General features: G+C 70.3%; 28 protein-coding genes. 21 read left to right on the forward strand and 7 right to left on the reverse strand.

The window, feature by feature from the left end; all coding sequences use genetic code 11:
• Nucleotides 1-31: 31 nt before the first annotated feature.
• From proB to ASG63_RS09890, 10 genes are all read left to right on the forward strand, one after another.
• Nucleotides 32-1,168: a glutamate 5-kinase gene (gene proB, locus ASG63_RS09845; RefSeq protein WP_056215418.1), complete on the forward strand. Its 1,137-nt coding sequence runs from the start codon at nucleotides 32-34 to the stop codon at nucleotides 1,166-1,168.
• 108 nt (nucleotides 1,169-1,276) lie between these two features.
• A complete protein-coding gene (locus tag ASG63_RS09850) occupies nucleotides 1,277-2,575 on the forward strand; it encodes a glutamate-5-semialdehyde dehydrogenase (protein WP_056215424.1) in 1,299 nt (432 codons plus the stop codon).
• Nucleotides 2,576-2,605: 30 nt separating this feature from the next.
• On the forward strand, nucleotides 2,606-3,229 hold the full coding sequence (locus ASG63_RS09855; protein ID WP_056215137.1) for a nicotinate-nucleotide adenylyltransferase: 624 nt from the start codon (nucleotides 2,606-2,608) through the stop codon (nucleotides 3,227-3,229).
• 63 nt (nucleotides 3,230-3,292) lie between these two features.
• Nucleotides 3,293-3,736, forward strand: coding sequence for a ribosome silencing factor (rsfS, locus tag ASG63_RS09860; protein WP_082501367.1), 444 nt, complete (start codon nucleotides 3,293-3,295; stop codon nucleotides 3,734-3,736).
• 16 nt (nucleotides 3,737-3,752) lie between these two features.
• Nucleotides 3,753-4,253: a 23S rRNA (pseudouridine(1915)-N(3))-methyltransferase RlmH gene (gene rlmH, locus ASG63_RS09865; protein ID WP_056215141.1), complete on the forward strand. Its 501-nt coding sequence runs from the start codon at nucleotides 3,753-3,755 to the stop codon at nucleotides 4,251-4,253.
• A 29-nt stretch (nucleotides 4,254-4,282) separates the two neighbouring features.
• Nucleotides 4,283-5,605: a murein hydrolase activator EnvC family protein gene (locus ASG63_RS09870; protein ID WP_244479862.1), complete on the forward strand. Its 1,323-nt coding sequence runs from the start codon at nucleotides 4,283-4,285 to the stop codon at nucleotides 5,603-5,605.
• Nucleotides 5,605-6,927, forward strand: coding sequence for a S41 family peptidase (locus ASG63_RS09875; protein ID WP_056215148.1), 1,323 nt, complete (start codon nucleotides 5,605-5,607; stop codon nucleotides 6,925-6,927). Before ASG63_RS09870 ends, ASG63_RS09875 begins: the two co-directional genes overlap by 1 nt.
• A gap of 132 nt (nucleotides 6,928-7,059) precedes the next feature.
• Nucleotides 7,060-8,274: a divergent polysaccharide deacetylase family protein gene (locus tag ASG63_RS09880; protein ID WP_443189785.1), complete on the forward strand. Its 1,215-nt coding sequence runs from the start codon at nucleotides 7,060-7,062 to the stop codon at nucleotides 8,272-8,274.
• A 92-nt stretch (nucleotides 8,275-8,366) separates the two neighbouring features.
• The gene (locus tag ASG63_RS09885; protein ID WP_056215430.1) at nucleotides 8,367-8,924 is read left to right on the forward strand and encodes an RNA pyrophosphohydrolase; all 558 of its coding nucleotides are present in this window, start codon (nucleotides 8,367-8,369) and stop codon (nucleotides 8,922-8,924) included.
• Nucleotides 8,925-8,938: 14 nt separating this feature from the next.
• Complete coding sequence (locus tag ASG63_RS09890) at nucleotides 8,939-9,550, forward strand: DUF2939 domain-containing protein (protein ID WP_056215156.1); 612 nt, start codon at nucleotides 8,939-8,941, stop codon at nucleotides 9,548-9,550.
• Nucleotides 9,551-9,564: 14 nt separating this feature from the next.
• On the opposite strand, the gene ASG63_RS09895 is transcribed toward ASG63_RS09890, so the two are convergent.
• Genes ASG63_RS09895 through ASG63_RS09905 form a run of 3 tightly spaced genes read right to left on the reverse strand, consistent with a single transcriptional unit; the run spans nucleotide 9,565 to nucleotide 11,539 of the window.
• Nucleotides 9,565-10,641 carry an ROK family protein gene (locus ASG63_RS09895; RefSeq protein WP_056215160.1) on the reverse strand — a complete coding sequence of 359 codons (1,077 nt, stop codon included), beginning with the start codon at nucleotides 10,639-10,641 and terminating at the stop codon, nucleotides 9,565-9,567.
• 55 nt (nucleotides 10,642-10,696) lie between these two features.
• Nucleotides 10,697-11,059, reverse strand: coding sequence for a hypothetical protein (locus ASG63_RS09900; RefSeq protein ID WP_056215163.1), 363 nt, complete (start codon nucleotides 11,057-11,059; stop codon nucleotides 10,697-10,699).
• 51 nt (nucleotides 11,060-11,110) lie between these two features.
• A complete protein-coding gene (locus ASG63_RS09905) occupies nucleotides 11,111-11,539 on the reverse strand; it encodes a response regulator (RefSeq protein WP_056215166.1) in 429 nt (142 codons plus the stop codon).
• 168 nt (nucleotides 11,540-11,707) lie between these two features.
• Between ASG63_RS09905 and ASG63_RS09910 the strand changes: the two genes are divergently transcribed.
• From ASG63_RS09910 to ASG63_RS09930, 5 genes are all read left to right on the forward strand, one after another.
• A complete protein-coding gene (locus tag ASG63_RS09910) occupies nucleotides 11,708-12,397 on the forward strand; it encodes a YoaK family protein (RefSeq protein ID WP_056215171.1) in 690 nt (229 codons plus the stop codon).
• A 13-nt stretch (nucleotides 12,398-12,410) separates the two neighbouring features.
• A complete protein-coding gene (locus ASG63_RS09915; RefSeq protein ID WP_056215174.1) occupies nucleotides 12,411-13,412 on the forward strand; it encodes a WD40 repeat domain-containing protein in 1,002 nt (333 codons plus the stop codon).
• 5 nt (nucleotides 13,413-13,417) lie between these two features.
• On the forward strand, nucleotides 13,418-13,705 hold the full coding sequence (locus ASG63_RS09920) for a hypothetical protein (protein ID WP_056215176.1): 288 nt from the start codon (nucleotides 13,418-13,420) through the stop codon (nucleotides 13,703-13,705).
• A gap of 67 nt (nucleotides 13,706-13,772) precedes the next feature.
• Nucleotides 13,773-14,300 (forward strand): DUF2937 family protein, encoded by a 528-nt coding sequence (locus ASG63_RS09925; protein ID WP_056215179.1) that lies wholly within the window; start codon nucleotides 13,773-13,775, stop codon nucleotides 14,298-14,300.
• A gap of 111 nt (nucleotides 14,301-14,411) precedes the next feature.
• The gene (locus tag ASG63_RS09930; RefSeq protein WP_056215183.1) at nucleotides 14,412-15,650 is read left to right on the forward strand and encodes a hypothetical protein; all 1,239 of its coding nucleotides are present in this window, start codon (nucleotides 14,412-14,414) and stop codon (nucleotides 15,648-15,650) included.
• A gap of 4 nt (nucleotides 15,651-15,654) precedes the next feature.
• Here ASG63_RS09930 and ASG63_RS09935 read toward each other — a convergent pair whose 3' ends face one another.
• Complete coding sequence (locus ASG63_RS09935; protein ID WP_056215186.1) at nucleotides 15,655-16,074, reverse strand: metallopeptidase family protein; 420 nt, start codon at nucleotides 16,072-16,074, stop codon at nucleotides 15,655-15,657.
• Nucleotides 16,071-16,799, reverse strand: coding sequence for a pyrimidine 5'-nucleotidase (locus ASG63_RS09940; protein WP_056215191.1), 729 nt, complete (start codon nucleotides 16,797-16,799; stop codon nucleotides 16,071-16,073). The genes ASG63_RS09935 and ASG63_RS09940 overlap by 4 nt, the downstream gene beginning before the upstream one ends.
• A gap of 406 nt (nucleotides 16,800-17,205) precedes the next feature.
• Between ASG63_RS09940 and ASG63_RS09945 the strand changes: the two genes are divergently transcribed.
• The 4 genes from ASG63_RS09945 to ASG63_RS09960 are packed head-to-tail and all read left to right on the forward strand — an operon-like array spanning nucleotide 17,206 to nucleotide 20,736.
• Nucleotides 17,206-17,760 carry a SiaB family protein kinase gene (locus ASG63_RS09945; protein WP_056215194.1) on the forward strand — a complete coding sequence of 185 codons (555 nt, stop codon included), beginning with the start codon at nucleotides 17,206-17,208 and terminating at the stop codon, nucleotides 17,758-17,760.
• A 14-nt stretch (nucleotides 17,761-17,774) separates the two neighbouring features.
• Nucleotides 17,775-18,161, forward strand: coding sequence for a DUF1987 domain-containing protein (locus tag ASG63_RS09950; RefSeq protein WP_056215197.1), 387 nt, complete (start codon nucleotides 17,775-17,777; stop codon nucleotides 18,159-18,161).
• Entirely contained in the window at nucleotides 18,158-19,018 is an 861-nt protein-coding gene (locus ASG63_RS09955) for a GGDEF domain-containing protein (RefSeq protein ID WP_056215200.1), read from the forward strand. The genes ASG63_RS09950 and ASG63_RS09955 overlap by 4 nt, the downstream gene beginning before the upstream one ends.
• Nucleotides 19,015-20,736, forward strand: coding sequence for a SpoIIE family protein phosphatase (locus tag ASG63_RS09960; protein WP_056215203.1), 1,722 nt, complete (start codon nucleotides 19,015-19,017; stop codon nucleotides 20,734-20,736). The genes ASG63_RS09955 and ASG63_RS09960 overlap by 4 nt, the downstream gene beginning before the upstream one ends.
• A gap of 21 nt (nucleotides 20,737-20,757) precedes the next feature.
• Here the strand turns inward: ASG63_RS09960 and argB are convergent, their stop codons facing one another.
• A complete protein-coding gene (gene argB, locus ASG63_RS09965; protein WP_055947887.1) occupies nucleotides 20,758-21,654 on the reverse strand; it encodes an acetylglutamate kinase in 897 nt (298 codons plus the stop codon).
• 264 nt (nucleotides 21,655-21,918) lie between these two features.
• On the opposite strand from argB, the gene ASG63_RS09970 reads away from it, so the two are divergent.
• Both ASG63_RS09970 and ASG63_RS09975 read left to right on the forward strand, forming a co-directional pair.
• Entirely contained in the window at nucleotides 21,919-22,128 is a 210-nt protein-coding gene (locus tag ASG63_RS09970; RefSeq protein WP_056215206.1) for a hypothetical protein, read from the forward strand.
• Nucleotides 22,129-22,328: 200 nt separating this feature from the next.
• Nucleotides 22,329-22,604: a hypothetical protein gene (locus ASG63_RS09975; RefSeq protein ID WP_056215210.1), complete on the forward strand. Its 276-nt coding sequence runs from the start codon at nucleotides 22,329-22,331 to the stop codon at nucleotides 22,602-22,604.
• On the opposite strand, the gene ASG63_RS09980 is transcribed toward ASG63_RS09975, so the two are convergent.
• Nucleotides 22,601-23,377, reverse strand: coding sequence for an MOSC domain-containing protein (locus ASG63_RS09980; protein ID WP_056215213.1), 777 nt, complete (start codon nucleotides 23,375-23,377; stop codon nucleotides 22,601-22,603). The genes ASG63_RS09975 and ASG63_RS09980 overlap by 4 nt on opposite strands.
• Nucleotides 23,378-23,595 lie beyond the last annotated feature (218 nt).

Below are 23,595 nucleotides of genomic sequence, written 5' to 3' on the forward strand. Positions count from 1 at the left end.
GCGCTCCATCGTCCTCTCGCCGACGCTTCCGATGACCTCCGCCGTTCAGCCCCCCAATCTCCAAGATTTCCGTCGCATCGTCATCAAGGTCGGTTCGGCCCTCCTGGTCGACCGGACGCGCGGGCGCCTGCGCCATGCCTGGTTGAGTGCGCTCGCCGAGGACATCGCCGACCTTCATGCCAGCGGCGCCGACGTGTTGGTCGTCTCCTCCGGGGCCATCGCCCTGGGACGCACGGTGCTGGGCTACCCGCCCGGAACTCTGCGCCTGGAGGAGAGCCAGGCGGCGGCGGCCGTCGGACAGATCGCCCTGGCGCGGCACTGGTCCGAAGCTCTGGGCCATCATGGCATCGCCGCCGGCCAGATCCTGGTGACGCCGCAGGACACCGAGGAGCGCCGGCGCTACCTGAATGCCCGCGCCACGGTCCTGAAGCTCCTCGAAGTGCGGGCGGTGCCGGTCGTGAACGAGAACGACACGGTGGCCACCAGCGAGATCCGCTACGGCGACAACGACCGCCTCGCCGCCCGCGTCGCCACGATGATCGGGGCCGACGTGCTGGTGCTGTTCTCGGACATCGACGGCCTCTACACCGCGCCCCCGCACACCGATCCGGCGGCGCGCCACCTGCCCCTGATCGAGCGGATCACCCCCGAGATCGAGGCCATGGCGGGTGGGCCGGCCTCGGAACTCTCCCGCGGCGGGATGCGCACCAAGGTCGAGGCGGCCAAGATCGCCGCGAGCGGCGGCACCCACATGATCATCGCCGACGGGCGCGAGAAGAATCCCCTGCGCACCATCCTCCGGGGCGGGCGCTGCAGTTGGTTCCTGTCCGGCTCGAACCCCGTCACCGCCCGCAAAAGCTGGATCGCCGGCTCCCTGGAGCCGCGTGGCATCCTCACGGTCGACGCCGGCGCGGCGCGGGCCCTCCAGGGCGGCGCGAGCCTGCTGCCCGTGGGCGTGACGAAAGTCCAGGGCGGCTTCGGCCGCGGCGACGCGGTGGTGATCCGCGACGAGGCCGGGCGCATCCTCGGGCGCGGGCTCGTGGCCTATGACAGCGATCAGGCCCTGCGCATCATCGGCCGGCCGAGCCGGGAGATCGCGGACCTCCTCACCCATCCGGGTCGGGCCGAGATGGTCCACCGCGACGACCTCGCTATGGTGTGGGAATAGCAGCTCTGTCAGCGGCGATGCTTGTTGAGACGGTATCCGGCATGGCATGACGGGCGGGAACACATGGCGGCCGCGCCCCTTTCCGCGACGGTCGCGAGGATGAAGGCCGTGCCCGTTCTGAACCTGCGAACCGATTTTGCGCCCCCCGGCGATCTCTCTGAGGAGATGAACGCCATTGGCCGGCGCGCCCGCGCCGCCGCCCGCCAGATCGCCCTCGCCCCAGCTCAGACCAAGGACACGGCCCTGCGCCTGATCTCCGAGCGCCTGCGCGCCGAGCGCGACGTCATCCTGGCCGAGAACATCCTTGACGTTGAGGCGGCTCGTGCTGCCGGCCAGACCCAGGCGCTCATCGACCGCCTCACCCTCGATCCGGGCCGTCTCAACGGCATCGCGGACGCTGTGGCCAAGATTGGCGCGCTGCCCGATCCCGTCGGACGTCAGGTCGCGGCCTTCGAGCGGCCCAACGGCCTGCTCATCGAGCGCATCGCCGTCCCGCTTGGCGTGATCGGCGTCATCTTCGAGAGCCGGCCCAACGTGACCGCTGATGCTGGTGCGCTCTGCCTGAAGGCCGGCAACGCTGCGATCTTGCGGGCGGGCTCGGACAGTCACCGTTCCGCCATGGCCATCGCCCGCGTCATGCGCGCCGGGCTCGATGCCGCCGGCCTCCCGGCCGACGCCATACAGATCGTGCCGACCCGCGACCGCGCCGCGGTGGGAGCGATGCTCACCGGCCTCGACGGGGGCATCGATGTCATCGTGCCCCGTGGTGGGCGCGGCCTGGTGGAACGCGTGCAGGCGGAGGCCCGGGTTCCGGTCTTCGCCCATCTCGACGGCATCTGCCACGTCTACGTGGCGGCCGGCGCCGACCTCGACATGGCCCGTACCGTCCTGCTCAACAGCAAGATGCGCCGCACCGGCATCTGTGGGGCCGCCGAGACCCTGCTCGTCGACCATGCCTGTGCCGACACGCACCTGGCCCCCCTCGTCTCCGCCCTCCTGGATGCCGGCTGTGCCGTGCGCGGTGACGCCGCTACCCAGGCGGTCGACGACCGGGTCACCGCCGCCAGCGAGGCGGACTGGCGCACCGAGTATCTTGACGCCATCATCTCGGTACGGGTTGTCGGCGGCCTCGACGCCGCGATCGAGCACATCGAGACCAACGGCTCGCACCACACCGACGCGATCGTCACCGACGACATGACCGAGGCGACCCGCTTCCTCGCCGAAGTCGACTCGGCGATCGTGACCCACAACGCCTCGACCCAGTTCGCCGATGGCGGCGAGTTCGGCTTCGGCGCAGAGATCGGCATCGCCACCGGACGGATGCACGCGCGCGGGCCGGTGGGTGTCGAGCAGCTGACGACCTTCAAGTATCGCGTCCACGGGAACGGGCAGACGCGTCCTTGACGTGGTCTCGCCTGACCCGACCGGGTTCCGATGCGCCTTGACGCATCGGGGCCGGTGCGCCTGCCCCCCGTCGCGTCGGGCCTGCGCATCGGCCTCTACGGTGGCTCGTTCAACCCGGCCCATCTCGGGCACCGGCATGTCAGTCTCGTCGCCCTGCGGCGGCTGAGCCTCGACCGCCTCTGGTGGATGGTGACGCCGGGCAATCCGCTGAAGGATCGGGGCGAACTCGCGGCCATCGACCGGCGGGTCGCCGAGGCGGACCGCGTCGCCGACCATCCACGCATCGACGTCACCGATTTCGAATCGCGGATCGGCGCGCGCTACACCCGCCAGACCCTGCGCTTCCTCACCCGCCGCAATCCATCGGTGCGCTTCGTCTGGATCATGGGCGCCGACAGCCTCGCGACATTTCATCGCTGGCAGGGAGTTTTCGAGATCGCGCGCCTGATGCCGATCGCGATCATCGACCGGCCAGGCTTCACGCTGACGGCCCCGGCCGCCCGCGCCGCCCGGGCCTTGGCGCGCTGGCGTCTTCCCGAAGCGGAGGCGCCCACCCTGGCCGACAAGCCGGCCCCGGCCTGGGTCTTCCTGCACGGGCCGCGCTCGACCCTCTCGTCGACGGCGCTGCGGGCCAGGACGGGGGACGGTGCCTAGGCCGGTCATGGAAAAGGCAAGAGCCACGTTCCACTTTATCCGCATACAGGGTACGATCACGGGATGACGATGGCGATTGCAGGAACCCAGACGCTGAACGACGCGGTCCATACCGGAGCCCCCGGCTCCGAAGACTCCACCAACCGGAAGATCGACGATCTCCGGAGCCTGGCTCTCGATTGCCTCGAGGACATGAAGGCCGAAGAGACGATCGAGATCGATCTGATGGGCCGGACCTCCCTGGCCGACACTATGATCATCACCTCCGGCCGCTCCCAGCGCCATGTCGGCGCCATCGCAGACCGGGTGCTGCAGGAGATGAAGTCGAAGGGGCTCGGCACTGCCCGCGTCGAGGGCCTTCCGGCCTGCGACTGGGTGCTCATCGATGCTGGCGACATCATCCTGCACATCTTCCGGCCGGAGGTGCGCGGCTTCTACAATCTCGAGAAGATGTGGGGCGCCGATCGGCCGACCAGCGATCGTCCCCTTTCCGCCGTCGCCGAGTGAGCGCCGGCACCGTTTCGTGCGTCTCCTCGTGGCGGCAGTCGGCCGCCTGAAGCCCGGACCCGAGCGGGACCTTGCCGCCCGCTACCGCGAACGGGCCGCACAGCTCGGGCGCGGCCTCGGATTCGCCGCCTGCGACATCGCCGAGATCCCCGAGAGCCGGGCCCGCCGCGCGCAGGACCGCGCCGTCGAGGAAGGAGCTGCGATCCTCGCCCATACGGCCGCCGGCGCGGCGCTGGCGGTCTATGACGAGCGCGGCCGCGCCGATCTCACGAGCGAGACCATCGCGACGCGCGTCGGCGCCTGGCGCGATGCGGGCCGCTCCGTCCTCGTCCTCGCCATCGGGGGCGCCGACGGCCTGGACGCAACCGTGCGGGACCGGGCCGAACTCAGCCTCTCGTTCGGAGCCGCCACCTTGCCGCACGGGCTTGTGCGCGTCCTCGCCCTGGAGCAGGTGTATCGCACGCTGACGATCCTTGCCGGCCACCCGTACCACCGCGGAAACCTCGACGAGCGATGAACCCGGCCACGCGACGCAGGCGAGACGGCATGAGGGGCGGCGTGCTGGCGCTCGTCCTCCTGGCGCCCCCGCTCCTCGCCGCGCCGGCCGCACTCCGCGCCGAGGAACCGGCGACGCCGGAGGCGGTCCAGAAGGCTCTCGAAGAGAAGACCCGTCGCGCCGAGAACCTCAGGCGCATTGAGGACGCCCTCACCGCCAGCACCGGGGCCCGCGCCAAGTACGAGGCGGAGATCGCCAGCATCGGCGGCGACCGGGCCAAGCTCAACACCGCGCTTCTGGACGCTGCGCGCCAGGCGCAGGCCACCGAGGTCCGGATGAGCCGGCTGGAGGAGCGCCTCAAGACGCTCGGTGCCAGCGAGGCGGCCTTGCGCCGCTCGCTGGATTCCCGCCGCGGCGTGATCGCGGAAATCCTGGCGGCCCTGCAGCGGATGGGGCGGCGGCCGCCCCCCGCCGTGCTGGTGCGGCCGGAAGACGTGCTCGCCGTGATCCGTACCTCGATGCTGCTCGGGGCCGTGGTGCCCGAACTGCGCGGTGAGGCCGAGACCCTTGCCGCCGACCTCTCCGAACTCGTGAGGCTGAAGGGCCTCATCGCAGCCGATCGCGAAGGATTGACCAACGATCTCGCGGGCTGGGCCCGCGAGCAGCAGCGCCTGAACGCCCTCATCGCCGCGCGCCGCACCCGTCAGGCCGAAGTCGAGAGCGGCCTCGCGGCCGAGCGGACCCGCACGGCCGAGCTGTCGGTACAGGCCCGCAGCCTCAAGGATCTCCTCGACCGGATGGAGGGGGAGGTCGCCTCCGCCCGCCGGGCTGCGGAGGAGGCCAAGGCCGCCGAGACCCGCGAGGCCCGGGCGACGCAGGAGCGCTTCGCTGCCGCCGGGGCCCGGGATCCTGCCCGGCTCTCGCCGAAGGTGCGCTTCGTCGAAACCCGTGGCGACCTGCCGCGTCCGGTCAGCGGGGCGCTCCTGCGCAGCTTTAACCAGCCCGACGGCAACGGGGGCACCACCCGCGGCATATCGCTCGCGACCCGGCCGAAGGCCGTGGTTTCGTCACCGGCCGATGGTTGGGTGTCCTTCGCCGGGCAGTTCCGCTCGTACGGGCGACTCTTGATCATCAACGCCGGCGATGGCTACTATCTCTTGTTGGCGGGGATGGATCAGATCAACGTCGAAGTCGGCCAGTTCGTGCTCGCGGGCGAGCCGGTGGCGGCGATGGGGGAGGGCGGTACCGGCGCCGATGCGGCAGCCGCGGATCGCGGCGATCCGGTCCTGTACGTAGAGTTCAGAAAAGACGGCGGCTCCATCGATCCGGAGCCTTGGTGGGCGAAAAGCCCCAGCGAGAAGGTTCGCGGATAATGCGCAAGGTTTCCCTCGTTCTGCTCGGCGCGTTCCTCGGCGTCGGGTCCTCCATGGTGGCGACCCAGACCCGACTGCTCTCGGGGACGAGCGCGGTCGCGGCCTCCGCGGAGACCTACCGTCAGCTCAGCCTGTTCGGCGACGTGTTCGAGAAGGTGCGCACCGACTACGTCGAGAAGCCCGACGAGGCGAAGCTGATCGAGGCGGCCGTCAACGGCATGCTGACCTCGCTCGATCCGCATTCGAGCTACATGGATGCCAAGAGCTTCCGCGACATGCAGGTGCAGACCCGCGGCGAGTTCGGCGGCCTCGGCATCGAGGTCACGATGGAAGACGGCCTGATCAAGGTCGTGACCCCGATCGACGACACGCCCGCCTCGAAGGCCGGTATCCTTACCAACGACGTCATCACGCAGATCGACGAGGATCAGGTCCAGGGTCTGACCCTGAATCAGGCCGTCGACAAGATGCGCGGCCCGGTGAACTCGCCGGTGAAGTTGAAGATCAGCCGCAAGGAGTCGAAGGACCCGATCGAGGTCACGCTCAACCGCGACGTGATCAAGATCAAGCCCGTGCGCTCCCGCGCCGAGGGCGGCGACGTCGGCTACATCCGCCTGACCCAGTTCAACGAGCAGACCTTCGACGGTCTGCGTGCGGCGATCGACAAGCTGAACACCGACATCGGCGCCGACAAGCTCAAGGGTTACGTGCTGGATCTCCGCAACAATCCGGGCGGTCTCCTCGACCAGGCCGTGATGGTGTCGGACGCCTTCCTCGACCGGGGCGAGATCGTGTCCACCCGCGGCCGCAACCCGGACGAGACGCAGCGCTTCTCGGCCAAGGCCGGCGACCTGACCAAGGGTAAGCCGATCGTCGTGCTGGTGAACGGCGGCTCGGCCTCGGCCTCCGAGATCGTGGCCGGCGCCCTGCAGGATCACAAGCGCGCCACGGTCCTCGGCACGCGCTCTTTCGGCAAGGGCTCGGTGCAGTCGATCATTCCGCTGGGCGGCAGCGGCGCCCTGCGTCTGACCACCGCCCGCTACTACACGCCGTCGGGCCGCTCCATCCAGGCCAAGGGCATCGAGCCGGACCAGGAGATCCTGCAGGAGGTGCCGGACGAGCTGAAGGGCAAGGACGAGACGAAGGGCGAGGCCGGCCTGAAGGGGCACCTGAAGCAGAAGGACGTCGAGGAGCGCGGCGGTTCGTCCGCCTACGTCCCGCCGGACCCGGCCAAGGACAAGCAGCTCATCGCCGCTTTCGACTTCCTGCGTGGGATCCAGAAGGGCGCGGCCAACACGCCTAAGGCCGCCGTCCCGAACTGAGCGCGATCCGCGGCGCCTTAGCGAAACGTTAACCATGGCGGCCCCCAATGTCGGTTCAGGACCGACGCTGGGGGCCGTGGCCGTTTCGGCCAGTCCCTCAGCGATCCCCGGTCCGGGAGCCTGGGGAAGCGGCTGCGCGTGGCCACCGACGACATCCTGACCCGTCCGCTCGGCGGCAAGCCGACCGCCGGCCAGCGTCTGCGGGCGCTGCGGCAGGTGCGGGTGACCGCCCCGATGGTGCTCGGCGGCCTCGTGGCGGGCTTCGTGCTCGGCGCCAGCATCCTCGTCGTGGCCGGGGATCCCGAGGGCGGCGAGCCCAGCGCCGTGGCGGTCATCGCGCTCCGCGAACCGGTCTTACCGGAGCCGGCCGTACAGGCATCGAAGCCCGAGGCCGCGAAATCCGGTCCAAGCAGCGCCAGCGACGTCGAGACCGCCTCCGGCGTCACCGTCGTTCGCCCGACGGGCACGGCCGCCCCCACCGATGCGGTGGTCATCCAGGTTCCGTCCACGACCCCGGTGAAGCTGAGCGCCGCTCCGGATCCGCGGCTCGTCGAACGCGGCCGCCACGGCAACATCCCCCGCCTCGGCGACGGGCGCCTGCGCCCTCTCGACGTCTACGCGCGGCCGGATCCCGGTGGTTCCGGGCCCCGCATCGCCATCCTGGTCTCGGGCCTCGGGATCGGCCAGGCGGCGACCGCCAGCGCTATCACCCGCCTGCCCCCGGCGATCAGCCTGGGCTTCGCGCCCTATGGCAGCGACCTCGAGCGGACCGTCGCCCGGGCCCGCGAGGCCGGACACGAGGCCCTGCTCCAAGTGCCCATGGAGCCCTTCGACTATCCCGACAGCGATCCCGGTCCCCAGACGCTTCTCACCAGCTCGCGCCCGCCGGAGAATCTCGATCGCCTGAGCTGGGTGATGAGCCGGTTCTCGGGCTTCGTCGGCATCGTCAACTACATGGGTGCGAAGCTCACCAGCGATCCGGCTGCCCTAGAGCCGGTCCTGCGCGAGATCGGGGCCCGGGGCCTCGGCTTCGTCGACGACGGCACCTCCCCGCGCTCGATCGCCCCCGCGCTGGCCGCCAAGGGGAAGGTGCCCTTCACCCGGGCCGAGATCGTCCTCGACGCCCTGGCGCGACCCGAGGCCATCGACCGGGAACTGGCCCGGCTCGAAGCGCAGGCGCGTCAGAAGGGTTTCGCCTTCGGCTCCGCCTCTGCCCTGCCGATGAGCATCGATCGAATCGCCCGCTGGGCCGCCGAGGCGGAGGCGCACGGCATCCGCCTCGTTCCCGTCAGCGTCGCCCTGCGTGGGAGCGGCGCAAGTACCCGGCTCACCAGCGCCAAGCCCTGAGACATCCGGAGTAATGGATCGGGCCGGGCGACCCGGTTCGGAATTGCGCTGCGGCGCCGTTTCGTGCGTTGCGGCACATGCCTCGCCTGCCTATGGTCGCCGCCATGACCGCATCCTCGATCGCCGACGGCGCCGACCTTCCCTACCGTCCCTGCGTCGGCATCACGCTGATCTCGCGCACCGGTCTCGTCTTCATCGGGCGGCGGCGGGCGGATGCCGGGCCGGAGCACGTGGCAGACGGACGGGCCTGGCAAATGCCCCAGGGCGGGATCGACGAGGGGGAGGATCCGGAAGCCGCTGCCCTGCGCGAGCTCTACGAGGAGACCAACGTCTCGGCCGGCTCCGTGGTGCGCCTCGGCGAGACCCCGGGATGGCTCTCCTACGATCTGCCCCAGGAGGTGCTGAAGCAGGCCTGGAAGGGGCGTTACCGCGGCCAGACGCAGAAGTGGTTCGCGTTCGGCTTCCTCGGCTCGGACGACGAGATCGACGTCGCAACGCCGGGCAACGGTGCCTTCACGTCCGAGTTCGATGCCTGGCGCTGGGAGCCGATCGCCGGGTTGCCGGATCTGATCGTGCCCTTCAAGCGGCCGGTCTACGAAGGCGTGGTCGACGCTTTCTCAGGGTTCACGACGTGGCGCGTCCCGGCGTGACGGCCTGACGCCCGATGCGGTGGTGGTCGATCCCGATCCTCTTGGTGCTCGGCTGGTTCGCGTACACGCTGACGCCGCTCTGGGCGCTCTACGACATCGCCCGCGCGGTCCAGGCGCACGACACCGACTACATCACCCAGCACGTCAATTTCCGATCCCTGCGCCTCTCGGTGATCCGACAGGCCGCCGCGGCGGCTCAGGCGCGGGATCCCGCCGCGCCGGATGCGGAGCCCCGGGAGCGCCAGCGCATCGCCGAGGCCGCTGCGGCCCTGGCGATCCCGATCGCTGAGGCCCTGGTCACGCCCAGGACGGTCGTCGACCTCCTCGATGACGGGTGGCCGCAATCGGTGGAATTCGGCCGCGACGGGCCGGAGCAGAAATCGGGGGGCGGGGGCCTGCGGATCGAGACCCTGCGCCGGCTGATCCCGTTCTATCTCGCTTCCGAGATGCGGGGCTTCCGCACCGTGGTCGTCGGCGTGCCGCCGGAGGCGGGCCGGGACCGCCGCCTGCGGATCCGCCTGCGCCTGCGCGCCTGGACCTGGCGCATCGTCGACATCGAGCTGAACGACGAGCTGCGCGAGCGCATCGCCCAGGCCTTCGCGCGCACCGGCGCGAAGGCGCGCTGAGGCCGCCCCGGCGGCTAGATCTCGTCCTCCGTGCCGCGGTTGGTGAACCGAGCGTTGCCCAGGCCGGTGCCGATGGTGAGTACCCCCCATCGGGTCACGTCCGTCCGGTGCGGAACTTCGCTGAGGCCCTGCACCACGGCATCGTTGTGCATGACAACCATGGTCGGATGCTCGCCAATCCGGGGGATCGCGGCCGTCACCCGCTCGGCAAGATTGAAGTCACGGCCCTCCCAGTTGCCGGGCAGGTTCTGGCCCCCGCGATCGATCGTGCCGTCGGCTTCGATCATGCCGGGACAGCCGATGCCGACGAACGGAGCCAGCGTCAGGCTGGCGCGGTCCGCCCGGCGGATCAGGTCGCCGAGCATGCCCACGAGGCGCTCCACCGCTTCGTCGCGGCTCGGCATCGGGTCCTCGTCGCAATGGCGCCAGATCTCAGAGCGCCAGACCTCGCTGCGCGAGAGGTCCGCGGCCTTCCTCAGATTCGTGACCACGACGCCCGCGCGGATGTTGCTGCCGCCGATGTCGACGGCCAGCAGGCTGTCGTATCCGGAGAACATCCAGGAGGGCGCCAGGTGCACCGCGCCGATCAGGCCGCCCTCGTCGGGATGGTGCCGGATCGGTTCGAGGGTGATGCCGAGGCCCCCGGCGCGCAGAAGGTAGCCCGCCCGCGCGACCGCGAGGCGGCCGGCCCGGCTGTCGCTGAAGCCGCCGCCAACCACGATTGCCTGCGTTCCCTCCCAGCCGTCCTGGCCGAGGAAGAGGCGGGCCACGCGGGCGAGTTCCTGCGCGAAGTCCTCGATGGCGCTGAACACCACGCCCGCGGCGAGGGGATCCTCGCCGAGGAGGATCTGGTCGATGCGGCGCTTGGAGAAATCACAGCTCGCCTTGTCGCCCAGCGGATCGGCGCCCACGGCGCGCAGGCGCTCTCGGCACGCTTCCAGCATCTCGCGGAACGCAGACTTCGAAACCCGGTCGCCGATGAAGCCGTCGCCGTCCTTCAGCTCGATGTTGTAATCGTCGACCACCACCGACGGCAGCCGTTGCGCCGCGTGCGCGATGCCCGCCTCGCGGATCTGAGTGTCCTTCGCCATGCCGCTCCGCTTGCCCCTCGTCGTGTCGTTCTGCGCAGCTCAACGCACGGCGCGTTCATTTGGGCTTGGCGGTTTCGGCCGGGGCCGGCGCTTTCGGCTCGCGGGCCTCCATCAAGTCCTCGGCCTTGTCCTCGTCGGTATCGCCGCCGCGCTCGATGGTCTTCTCGGGGTTCGCGGCGAGGGCCCGCACGATCTCGACCAGGCGCTCGCACTCGGCGGCGTACTTGTAGGTCTCCAGCACGATGGCCGCGTCGCGCAGGGTGCGCAGGTCGCGCACAGTCTGCTTGTTGGCCGTCTCGCGCAGCTCGGCCTTGGCCGCGATGGCCTCCTCAAGCTTGGCGCCCTTCACGTCGCAGGCGGCCGAGGCCGTCGCCGTCCCGGCCAGGAGGACGAGGAGAGGGAGGAACAGATTGCGCATGGGAAGGCTCCGGGCTCCGGCGGCCGAACCCGCGCCGCGCGCGGTCCGGTCTCAACCGTGGTGGGGGTGGGGACGCAGGATCTCGTTGGCGAGGGCCACGAGATGGCTCAGGCGGTAGGGCTTCGGAACGAAGACGGATTGGGTGACGGCCTCGGCCTGCGAGAGGTGGCCGCGTCCACCGGAGGTGTAGACCACCGGCAGGTTCGGCAAGTAGCGGCGCGCGCGATGCGCCAGGGCGATCCCGTTCGTGTTGCGGGCCAGATCGATATCGGTGAAGAGCAGGTCGACGCGCTCCCGCGCCAGGATGTCCTCCGCCGCGTCGGCATCGGCGGCGGTGAGGACGCGGTAGCCCTCGTCGAGCAGCGCCTCGGCGGCGAGCTCGCAGACCATGGCTTCATCCTCGACCACCAGGACGGTCTCGGCGGCGGCGCGCGGGTTGAAGGCGGGATGGGCGGGAAAGGCGCAGGCGAAGGAAATCATGACGCAACTCCTACTCATCCGGCGTGAGCCCCTGGGGGCCGAGCCGGATCGCAAGACAAACGGGTCGCCAAGGCGCATCGTTCGCCGCCGATCACTCCAATTGCGCGGACTTGGTAAGCGAAGCTTTAACCCTGCGGCGGTGCCGGTGAGCGGGTGCGCGTTGCGTCCATGACCCGTCCCTGGCATCTCGGCTTCGGCCTCGTCCTCACGGCCCTGGCCGGCTACGTGGACGCCCTCGGGTTCATCAGGCTCGGCGGCCTCTACACCTCGTTCATGAGCGGGAACACGACCCAGTTCGCGGTCTCCCTCGGGCACGGCGACCCGCACCACGCCCTTCTGCCGGCCCTGCTGATTGCGGCCTTCCTCACGGGCGGCATCTGCGGCGGTGGCCTCTCGGCCCTGACGCCCGCGCGCTGGGTCACCCCGGTCATCCTCGGCTTCGAGACCGCGATCGTCGGCGCCGCCTTCGAGGCCGCCACGGCCGCGCCGGATTCCGGCATCGCCTCGCTGATGCTGGCCTTGGCGATGGGCGCGCAGAACGCCGTGCTGTCCCATGTCCAGGGCTTCCGGGCCGGGACCACCTTCGTAACCGGCGCCCTGTTCGGGCTCGGCCAGAAGCTCGCCCTGGCGCTCGCCCGGCGCGGTGCGCGCACCGCCTGGATCGGCGACGGCGTCGTCTGGCTCGCGCTCCTCGTCGGATCCGTGGCCGGAACGGTCGCCTACGGAAAGCTGGCGTTGTATGCCCTCGCCATTCCCGCCGGCATCGCCGGCCTCCTCGCGCTCGTCGCGACGGTCCTGACGGCGCGCGGCGCCGGCGAAGGCCGCCGTCGCCAAGTGAGCCCGCGAGCCCCTGGTTGAGAGACCCGTTGCGATGAGTGTCCCCTCCCTCCTCGATCACGTGACGCCGCTGGCGGCCGGTGCCCACGTCACCGCCACGGTCTGGTTGAAGGACACCCTGGCCCTCGCCCTCGGGGACGGCGGCGTGCTCCTGGCCTCCGGCGCCGAACTCCGCCGGGTCGAGGCGCATCCGGAGGCCGGCATCTTGGTGGCGGCCGGCGACGGCCGCCGCCTCGTCACCGGCGGCGACGATGGCCGGGTGGTGGCGACCTCCGACGCGGGCGACGTCGTCGAGGTCGCCCGCGCAAAGAACGGTGCCTGGATCGACGCCCTTGCCCTGCATCCCGAGGGCGGCCTCGCCTATGCGGCCGGCCGCAATGTCGTCGCCCGCGACGCGAAGGGGCGGGAGAAAACCTTCGCGGCGCCCTCCACCGCCCGCGGCCTCGCCTTCGCGCCCAAGGGCTACCGTCTCGCGGTGGCGCACTACAACGGCGCCACCCTCTGGTACCCCAACCTCGACACCGCGCCCGACTTCATCGAGTGGAAGGGCTCGCATATCGACGTGACCTGGTCGCCGGACGGCCGGTTCGTCGTGACGACGATGCAGGAGAACTCCCTGCACGGCTGGCGTCTGCAACCCGACCGGGGCCACATGCGGATGTCGGGATACCCTGCGAAGGTGCGCTCGGTCTCCTGGTCGGGCGACGGACACTGGCTCGCGACCAGCGGCGCCGAGGCCGCCATCGTCTGGCCCTTTGACTCCAAGGAAGGCCCCACCGGCAAGGCACCCCGCGAGTGCGGCGTGCGGCCCGCCCGGGTCTCGCGGGTGGCGTTCCACCCCAAGGCCCTGGTCCTGGCCATCGGCTACGAGGACGGCTGCATCCTGCTCGTGCGCTTCGCCGACGCCTCGGAACTGCTGGTCCGGCCCGCGGTGAAGGGCAGCGCCATCTCGGCCCTGGCCTGGGATGGGCGCGGCAGCCGCCTCGCCTTCGGCTGCGCCGACGGGCAGGCCGGCCTCCTGACTCTCCCGGCCTGACCCCGATGGCTCTGTTCGGCTTCGGCAACCGCCGCCCGCCGGCGGATCAGGAGGCCCGCGCGGCGATCGTCGATTGGGTCCGCCGCTGCGGCGGTCTCGAAGAGGCCATCACCGTCAAGGCGAGCGAGATCGTCTGTGCCGACCCGGCCTGCCCGGGTATCGAGACCGTCATCCTGATCCTCGCCCCCGGGCTCCCGACCCGCGCCCTGAAGGTAGGCCGCCCCCTGCCCGAAGTGACCGAAGCGGACATCGCCGCGGCGTTCGCCGGGGAGGGGACGGCGTCGCAGGGCTGAGCGGGGCGCCGGAACCCGCCGCGCCGTCGGGCCCTTGTCCCCCATTGCCACCCGCGCGGAGAGGCCGGTGTTTCGCGTCCTACGCACCCTGGGGCTTGCCCTCGGACTCCTCGGCGGCGCGCTGGCGGCGCAGGCGCCGGAATTCGCCCAGCAATATGCCCAGCGGCTCGGCGGCACCCTGGACGAACTGCGCCGCGTGGTCTCCGGTCTCGAGGCTGATGCCGTTGCCACCGGCCGCAGTCGCGACGATGCGGTGGCACGCCTGCGCGGCGACGGCGACCCTCTCGTCGCCCGGCGCGGCGAGGCGGCGGGCCAGGATATCGTGCGCCTCGCCGCCCTTGAGCGGCAGCGCCGGGAGCTCGCGGAGGCCGGCGGCCCCCTCGGCCGCGTCGTGGCCCTGATGCGCGATCCCGACCTCGCCCTCGCGCGGGCCACCTACCAGGACTACACTCCGGCGATCCCCACCACCGTCGACGGTCTGACCGCCGGCCTGCTCGGCTTCCTGGCCACCTGGGTCGGCTGGCGCATCCTCGCCGATCTCGGTCGGTGGCTCCTGGCGGGTCGTGGCCGGCAGTCCATGACCCGACCGGCGTGAGGACGCGACTGTTGCCCGGCGTCTACAGCGCGGCTCCCGCGGCTGCACTAGGGTCTGACGGTTAGCGCGCGGGCCTCATCCTGGCGCCGTTTCACGGCCTCCTTCGAACCCATGGCGCGCGTTCCTTCCACCTCGGTCGACCCAGCCATCGATGCCGCCGCCCTGTTGCGTCGCATCGGCTTCATCGGCCTGTTCGTGATCATGCCGGTGGCGGCGCAGGTCGCCCGCCGCGCGGTGGTCATCCTCGCGCCGATCTCCATCGCACTCCTGCTCCTGGCGAGCGCCATCGACGGCCGCGCGCGACCGGTCCGTCCGGCCTCCACGCGCCTGCTGCGCTCGCCCGCCTTCCTGGCCGGCTGCCTGGTGATCCTCTGGTCGGCCCTGTCGCTGGTCTGGACGCCGTTTCTGAGCCTCGCCACCGAACGGCTGCTCAACGTCATCGCCACGCTTCTGATGACGATGGCGGCCTACCTCGCCCTGCCGGACCGCATGCGCTCGGCAAACCTCTATCTCCTGCCGGTGGGCGTGGCGGCGGCGGCCTTCTTCGCCATCGGGCTTGGGCTCACGGGGCAGGGGCCGTTCGGACAGGGGCTCCTCGGACCCGACGAGGACGCGATCCTCGACCGGGGCCTGATCCTGCTCATCCTGTTCGTCTGGCCGGCCGTCTCGTGGCTCCGCTCGCGCGGGCGCAACAGCGAGGCCCTCGGGCTCGCCCTGCTCGTCTCGGTCGCACTCCTGGTCTCGCCCGGTCCGACAACCCTGGTCGCCTTGGCGGTGGGTGCGGTCGCCTTCGCGCTCGCGGCCTTCCGGCCCATGCTCGCGCCGCGCCTCCTCGGCGTCACGGCGGCCACCCTGCTGGTGTTGGGACCGGTCCTGCCCTTCATCGCCCGGCCGATCGGTGCGACGGTGTTCGGCGGGCGTGCGCCCGGCGTCCTGAGCCTCAAGGCTTGGCAGACCATCGTGACCAGCGAGCCGCTGCGGCTCGTCACCGGGCACGGTCTCGAGACGGCCCTGCGAGGTCGTTACGTCAACTTGTTGCCGATGAACGCGCCGCGGACCCTGCTGTTCGAGCTCTGGTACGAACTCGGCCTCGTCGGGGCCTTCGCGGCGGCCTTCGCCCTGCACGCTGCGATCCGCCGCGCGGGTCGAGAGGCATCGGTGCTGGTGCCCGGCGCCATGGCGGCCTTCGCCTCGGCCTTCCTCATCGCCTGCATCGGCGTCGGGATGACGGTGATGTGGTGGCTCACCACCCTGGCGCTCGCAGTCCTGGTTTTCGTCGCGGTGGAGCGCGGGCAGTTCCGCACCCGCCGGCCCAAGGCCAGCCTGTTGCCGTCCGCCCAGAAAGCCTGACGCCTCAGGCGTCCGCAGCCGCCTCGATTGCCTCCATATCGGCGTCGGAGAGGCCGAAATGGTGCCCGATCTCGTGGACGAGGACCTGCGTGACGAGGTGGCCGAGGGTCTCGTCATGCTCGGCCCAGTCGTCGAGCAGGGGGCGACGGTAGAGCCAGACCTGATTCGGCATCTGTCCGGTCGCCGCCTCGCCGCTTTGGGCGAGACCGATCCCACGGAACAGGCCGAGGAGATCGAAGGGGCTCTCGCAATCCATCTCCCGCAGGGTCTCCTCGTCGGGGAAGTCCTCCACGTGGATCACAAGGCCGGCGCAGAGATTCCGGAATGCCAGGGGCAGATTGGCGAAGGCCGCATGCGCCAGATCCTCGATCGCACCGAGGTCCGGTGCCCGAGCCGACGTCCAGTCCGGTTCGCCGCCGCTCACGGGAGTTCCGGCAACACGCGCTCCGCCAGGAAGCCGGCGAGATCGCTGGTGATGTGGTCGATATGCGGTTCGCGCACGGCTTCCTGCTCGAAGGCTTCCCGGAAGGGGTCGATCGTCGGAGGCACCACCAGCACCGTGGACATGCCGATGTCGTGCGGCACGATCAGGTTGCGGGCGATGTCCTCGAACAGGGCCGCCCGGCGCGGCTCCACGCCGTGGCGCTTCAGGAACCGCTCGTAGGTGGAGCGCTCGGGCTTCGGAATGAAATCGGCATCGGCGATGTCGAACACGTCCTCGAAGTGGTCGAGGATGCCGAGCTTGGCCGCCACGTTCTCGGCGTGCCGGCGCGATCCGTTGGTGAGGATGAGCTTGCGGCCGGGCAGGCGCTCGATGGCAGCGCCCAGCGCCGGGTCGAGGCGGATCGACGAATGGTCGATATCGTGGGCGAAGTCGAGGAAGTCGTGCGGATCGATGGCCGACTCCACCATCAGCGCCTTCAGGGTCGTCCCGTAGCGATGGTAGAAATACTTCTGTAGCGCCCGAGCCGAAAGACCGTCGAGTCCGTATAGGCGCATGACGTAGAGGGTGATGCGCTCGTCCACCTGCGGCCAGACGCGGGCGTCGCTCGGATAGAGCGTGTTGTCGAGATCGAACACCCAGGTGTCGACCTGACGAAAGCCGCGGGATTGGGCGGTGGTGAAGTGGGGTTCGCCGGGCAGAAACAAGGTCGGTCGATGTGGTTCTGGGTGGGCCGCGAAGCCCGGCCGTTCGAGATGGGGACCGGACACCGCGAAGGGAAGCGGGGCGCGTGCTTTTCAGAGCATGGCCGTCGGCATCCCGCAAGCATTCCCGCGGCCGTACCCTGGGTCCACCTCGTCCGACCGGTTCGTTGACGGCCGCCTCTCCACGCGCACCCGAGATGGAGTGATCAGTGGTTAGGCAGAATCAGTCCTGTGTGGATTCGAAATAGGCAGCCTAGTCATTGTCCTGGCGCTATTCTGCTTGCTGGCGGAAAGACGTGACGAAAAGGCCAGATTAACTCCACATATACGAACGACGAGCTATTCGATCAGAGCGGTATTGCGCGACGTCCAAGTCTGCTGCCGGCCCCGTGAGGCGGGAGAAATTGCATTGCTCGCACGCGATTTCATGAACTTCTTCGATGCGTCCCGGCGCCAGGGCGTGATCCTCTCCTTCGGCGGCGACATCTCGGAGAATGTCCTGTTCTCTCTCGGCGAAGTGCTCAAGTTGCGCATGAGCCAGGGCGAGACCGATGCGTCGGTGGCCAAGCGGGTCTTCGCGATCTTCGTCGAGCAGGCCCAGAACGTCATCCGCTACTCCGCCGACAAGGTCGTGAAACCGTCCGGTCCGCAGGCGAGCCTGATCAGCAACGGAGTGATCGTCGTCGGCATGGAGGCGGGACGCTTCTACGTCGTCTGCGGAAACGAGTTGCCCGATCCCGACGTCCCGCCCCTGCGCGCCCGCCTCGACCACATCGCGAGCCTGAACAGCAACGAACTGAAGGCGTATTACCGCGAGAAGCTCCGCCAGCCACCGGACGAGGGAAGCCTCGGCGGCAGCATCGGCCTGATCGAGATCGCACGGCGTTCCAGCGCCCCGGTCGAGTACGACTTCCAGGCGCTCGGCTCCGGGCGCAGCTTCTTCTGCCTCAAAGCCTATATCTGACGGGCCGACCACCGATGGACCGAATCCAGCTTGCCGCCACGGACCGCTCGCCGCGGGTCGATTTCGACTTCGCGACCGGGCACCTGTCCCTGCACGGCGAATCCTACCCCGAGGATGCGGCCGCCTTCTTCGGCCCCCTGCTCCAGGCCCTGCGCGCCTACCTGGCGGACACCTCCGCGACCCCGATCGTGTTCGAGGTCGGGCTGGCCTACTTCAACTCGTCGAGCGCCAAAGCGCTGATGAACCTGTTCATGCCCCTCGAGGACGCCGCCGAGGAAGGGCGCGCGGTCACGGTGCGCTGGCGGTTCGCCGATGGTGACGAGACCATCGAGGAGGCGGGCGAGGACTTCGCCGCCGATTTCTCCTACGCGCGGTTCGAGATGGTGAGGGAGGCCGCATGACCCGCGCGATCAGGGCCGTCGGAGGCGCGGCCTCCGAACCAGCTGATTCCTTCAGCCTCTACGACGCCGAGGAAGCGGTGCTGACCCGCACCGAGGCGATGCTGTCGGGGCTCTCGGACGTCGCCGGCGGCGTCCAGGCGCTGGCCGACGCCTATCGCCGGGGCTTTCGCGAGCAGCAGAGGCTGGTCCGGATGAGCGACCGGATGCAGCTCGACCTGCAGAAGGCGAACCAGCGCCTCGCCGATCAGCGCCGGGATCTCCAGGCCCTGAATGCCGCCCTGTCCGGTGAGATCGAGCACCGCACCCGGCTCGAGGCCGAGCTGCGGCGTCTGGCCGATACCGACGACCTGACGGGTGCCCTGGCGCGTCGCCGCTTCATGGAGGTCGCGGCGCGCGAATGGCTGCGCCACGCCCGCAGCGGCGCCCCGGTCTCCATCCTCATCCTCGATCTCGACCGGTTCAAGCTCCTCAACGACAGCTTCGGCCACGCGGCCGGCGACGCCGCGCTGGTCTCCTTCGTCGCGATCTGTCGAGCGCACCTGCGCACCCTTGACTTCATCGGTCGCACGGGCGGCGAAGAGTTCGCCATTGTCCTGTCCGATACCGGCCTGGAGGGCGCCGCGGCCTTCGCGGAACGCCTGCGCGAGGCCGTTGCCGCCACGCCGGTGCCCATGATGGATGCCGCCATGCGGATCACCGTGAGCATCGGCGTCGCCCAGTCCGAGCCGGGCGAAACCCTGGAGAGCGCCATGCAGCGGGCCGACGCGGCCCTCTACGCGGCCAAGGATTGCGGTCGCAATCGTATCGCGCTGAGGCCCGGCGCGCCGGACGCCTCCGGCGCCGCGATTCGGCCATGACCGCCGAGACCCCGGCCCTCGGAGCCGCCCCCGGCGCGTCCGCCGGCAGCCGGCCTGCCTCCGGCGAGGGACGCGGCCGGTCCCTGCGCGGCGCCGGCCCGCGGCGCAGCAGCGATTTCCTCAGCGCGGCTGGCTTCGTCGATGTTCCGACCGGCGAGCCGGGCGCGATGCGTCCGGGCGCCCTGCGCGGCGCGGCCCAGGGGCGTGACCTCGACAGCCTCGCCCACACCCTCTTCCTGCGGATCTATCCCGTGATCGCGGTGGTCGTCCTAGTGACGCAGATGGGCATCGCCTGGGTCAATTATCGCGACCAGCTCCACCTCTACACCGAGCGCGCAGGCCTGATGGCGTCCCTGACCGCCAAGGCCATCGCCGGCCCCGGCTGGAGCGGCAGCCCGGAGGTCTATCGCCGCCCGATGGAGGCCCTGACCCTCGACCCGGCCTTCCGCGCGGCGACCCTGCGCGACGCCGCCGGCACCGTGGTGATGACGCTGGGCGAGCCGAAGCGCGGGCGGTCCTTCGAGCAGATCACCACGCAGGCGGATCTCTTCGCCGGCCCGGTCGCCCCCCCGGTGGGGCACCTGACCCTGTCGATCTCGGCTGAGGCCCTGCGCGGCAACGCCGAGAAGCAGGCGATCCTCGCCGTCGTCACCAGCCTGATCCTGATGCTCGCCTTCGTGCTGACCCTGCACGCCAACGTGCGGCGGCACGTGCTGGCCCCCCTGAAGCGCCTGCTGCTGGCCATGCGAGAGGTCGAGCACAAGCGCTGGGTGCCGGTGGAGCTCGATGGCGCCTTCCGCGCCAGCAACGAGATCGACGTCATCTCCCAAGCCTTCAACCGCATGGTCGACGGACTCCGCGCCGGCGACGAGGCCAAGCAGCTCCTGCAGCAGCTGGAGCAGGCGCACCACAAGCTGGCCCAGGCCAACCACCTGGTGATGGAGAGCATCGGCTACGCCCGCCGCATCCAAAGTTCGGTGCTGCCCGACCGGTCGGCCCTCGACGGCACGGGCCTCGAGGTGGCGGTGCTCTGGGAGCCGCTGCACCTGGTCGGGGGCGATTACTTCTGGCTCGAGGAGATCGACGGCCTCGGCATCCTGCTGGTGGCCGACTGCACCGGGCACGGTGTTCCGGGCGCCTTCCTGACCCTCATCGTCGCCACCGCCCTCGACCGTCTGATTCACGAGCGCGGCCTGCGCGATCCGGCCGCCATCCTGGAGGCCCTCGACGGCATGGTGCGGACCCAGCTGCGCCAGGACGGACGGGGATCGGAATCCGACGACGGCCTCGATTGCGGCCTCTGCGTCTGGGACCCGGCCGCGGCCGAGATCCGCTTCGCCGGCGCCGGCTCGGCCCTGACCACCCTCGAAGGCGCGGCGGTGACCCGCATCCGCGGCGCCAAGCGCGGCCTCGGCTATCCGCAGCGGCCGGGCGAACGCTTCGCCGTCGAGGAGACGCGCCTGCGCGTTGCCCCCGGGACGACCTTCTACCTGATGACGGACGGCATCACCGACCAGATGGGCGGTGCCGGATCGGCCCGACGTCTCCTCGGCCATCGCGGCGTGACCGAGATCCTGGGCAACCATCAGGCGGCGCCCCTGGCGGAGCAGGTGACGATCCTCGATGCGGCGCTCACCGCCTATCGCGGCGAGGAGACGCGTCGGGACGACATGACCCTGGTGGCCTTCCGGCCGCGGACGCTGCCCCGCGCGACCTGAGCGCGAGGCAGGGGAGGGAGTTCAGCCCCGACGGATCAGGGTGCCGGCACCGTAATCGGTGAACAGCTCCAGCAGCACCGCGTGGCTGACCTTGCCGTCGAGGATGACCACCGCCTCGACGCCCTGCTCCAGGGCGTAGATGCAGGTCTCCACCTTCGGGATCATGCCGCCCGTGATGGTGCCGTCGGCGATGAGCCGGCGGCAATCGTCGATCGACAGCTCGGGGATGAGCTTCTTGTCCTTGTCGAGCACCCCAGGAACATCGGTGAGCAGCAGCAGGCGCTTGGCCCGCAGCGCCCCCGCGATCGCGCCCGCGAAGGTGTCGGCATTGACGTTGTAGGTCTGGCCGTCCGCCCCGAAGGCCACGGGAGCCAGGACCGGGATCAGCTCGGCCTTCAGCACCGCGTCGAGAACGCCGCGCTCGACGTGCTCGGGCTCGCCCACGAGGCCGAGATCGACCTCCTGCTCGGTCTGGCTCTCGGGATCGATGATGGTCCGGGTGGCCTTGCGGGCCCGCACCATGTTGCCGTCCTTGCCGCAGAGGCCGATGGCGCGACCGCCCTCGGCCGAGATCCAGCCGACGATCTGCTTGTTGATCGAGCCGGCCAGGACCATCTCGACCACCTCGACGGTGGCCTCGTCGGTGACGCGCAGCCCGCCGCGGAATTCCGATTCGATGCCGAGCCGGCCGAGCATCCGCCCGATCTGCGGGCCGCCGCCATGGACCACGATCGGCTTCAGGCCGGACTGCTCCAGGAGCACGATATCCTCGGCGAAATCCTCCGCCGCCGCCCGGTCTCCCATGGCGTGGCCGCCATACTTGATGACCACGATCTCCTGGTCGTAGCGCTGCATGTGCGGCAGGGCCTGGACCAGGACCTCGGCGCGCACATGGACGTTGGGCAGCGGTTCTTTCATCGTGGGGCTCGTCCTCGATGGCGCGTCGGGCACCGCGCGCGACGCCGGGCTTCTAGCGCAGCATCGCGACGGTGCGAAGCAGCGGGGAAATGAATTTCACGCGGCGATGCCGGGTGTTGCCGGCCCCCATCGCGTGACGGAGCTGCCGGAGCGCGCGCGGGACCATTTCGCGGAGGCATCGAGAACGGGGTTGCAACCGCTCACCGGTAAGGGTTCCTTAAGGTTGACGAACCATGATCGGAAAGTCGCCGGGGATCCTGCACCATGCTGAATGCCGATCCGTACCATCCGCGTCCCACCCTGTTGAGCCCGCACCACATCGCCAGCGCGGTCGACCAGCTCAACCCGCAGGCGGCCTCCCCATCCGAGGTCTGGCGCCTCCTGACCGAACAATTTACCGTCGATCTCGACGCCGTCGCGGCCGTCCTGCCGCGATCCGAGCCCGAGCCGCATTGGTTGCAGATTCGCCGCTGACCGAGGTCGTGCCAACGGCGGCCCCATCCTCGTAGGACGGTGATCCGCGCCTCCTGGGACACGACGCTGGCACACGCCGTGCTTCGCCCTCTCCAACGACAACAACGATACGGGGAACACCAAGGCAACGATCACGCGGCCGCTCACACGCCGGAGCCACACCGCGGACCTTATTCGCCATCTCGAACAAGGGGTCCGTCATGTCTGAACTGCTCTCCGTCGCCCTCGTCTGCGCCGCGACGCTCCTCGCCAAGGATTGCTCCCGCGACACCGCCCTCGACGTCATGGTCGCCCCTGCCCGCACCCCCATGGAGTGCCTGATGCACGGGCAGACCGCCGCGGCCGCCACGGGCCTGACCGCAGGCGAGAGCCGCTACCTCAAGGTCACCTGCGAGCGCCGTCACGCGGACCTGCGCCATCTGCGCCGGGCCGGGTACGCCGCCGCCATCGTCCTCGTGCACCGCGACGCCATCTAGCCCAGGGTGAGAGCCTCGCCCACCGTCAGCACGCCGCCCTCCAGCACCTCCGCGTAGACACCGCAATCCGTATGGCCGAGATGCTGCGCGAGCGTGCGGGGGATTGCGAGATCGCGCTGGCCCGTGACCGGGTCGACATTGGTCGCCGCGCAGCGCTGAGTGCGCTTGTGGATGCGCAGGCGCACGCCGCCCTCCGTCGTCAGCGTGCGGTCGACGAGATCGAGCTCGGCCCAGGGGTGGAGGCCCGTGACGTGGAGGTTCGCCCGGAAGCGAAGGGGGTCCACCGCCGCGCCGGTCATGGTCTCGAGTGCCGCGACGCTGGCGAGGTTGAGAAGCGAGACGAACCCGCGCGGGGAATCCGTGAAGCGATAACCGGCCGGTGCCGACAACATGCGGGCTGGGCCTCGCAGGGATCCGGGCATGGTGCGGGTGAGGAAGTCTTCGATGGCGGCCCGTCCCTCCGGCTGGGCGAGGTCGCCACGGGCCGCGATCGCGCCACCCTGGCGGATCGTCAGCGTCCCGTCCTCGGGATCGTAGAGCGTGTCGAGCTGCGCCAGCGCCTCGTCGCGCATCAGCATCAGGAACTTGATCTTGGGCTGGTGCACCGGGGCAGCCGGGTCGAAGCCCGATGGGCCGTTCTCCACCGCGAACAGGCGGTCGCCCGGAAAGTAGTCACCCGCCGTCAAGGTCGCATGGTCCATCGGCTCGGGCGAGAGCCCCTTGACGGGGTAGCGATGGAGGGCGTCGAGGCGCAGGCTGGGCGTGTCCGTCATGCGCCGAGCGTGGCCCTGAAAGGCATCCGGGCGCAAGCCCGCGGCCGGCCGCCTGCCATCGCGCTCCACACCCTTGTGGTGCCGATTTGCAACACTACATCTCGAAGACCGGCGGCCAGGTGGTGCCGGGGTCTCCAGCGGCATCGGCCGTGGGGGCGACGTCTCGGCGATCGGTCGTGCCGCGAGGAGCGGGCGGCGGGTCGTGCCGACACGGGGAG

The sequence above is a fragment of the Methylobacterium sp. Leaf94 genome (assembly GCF_001426045.1).
In the GTDB taxonomy this organism is placed as follows: Bacteria; Pseudomonadota; Alphaproteobacteria; order Rhizobiales; family Beijerinckiaceae; genus Methylobacterium.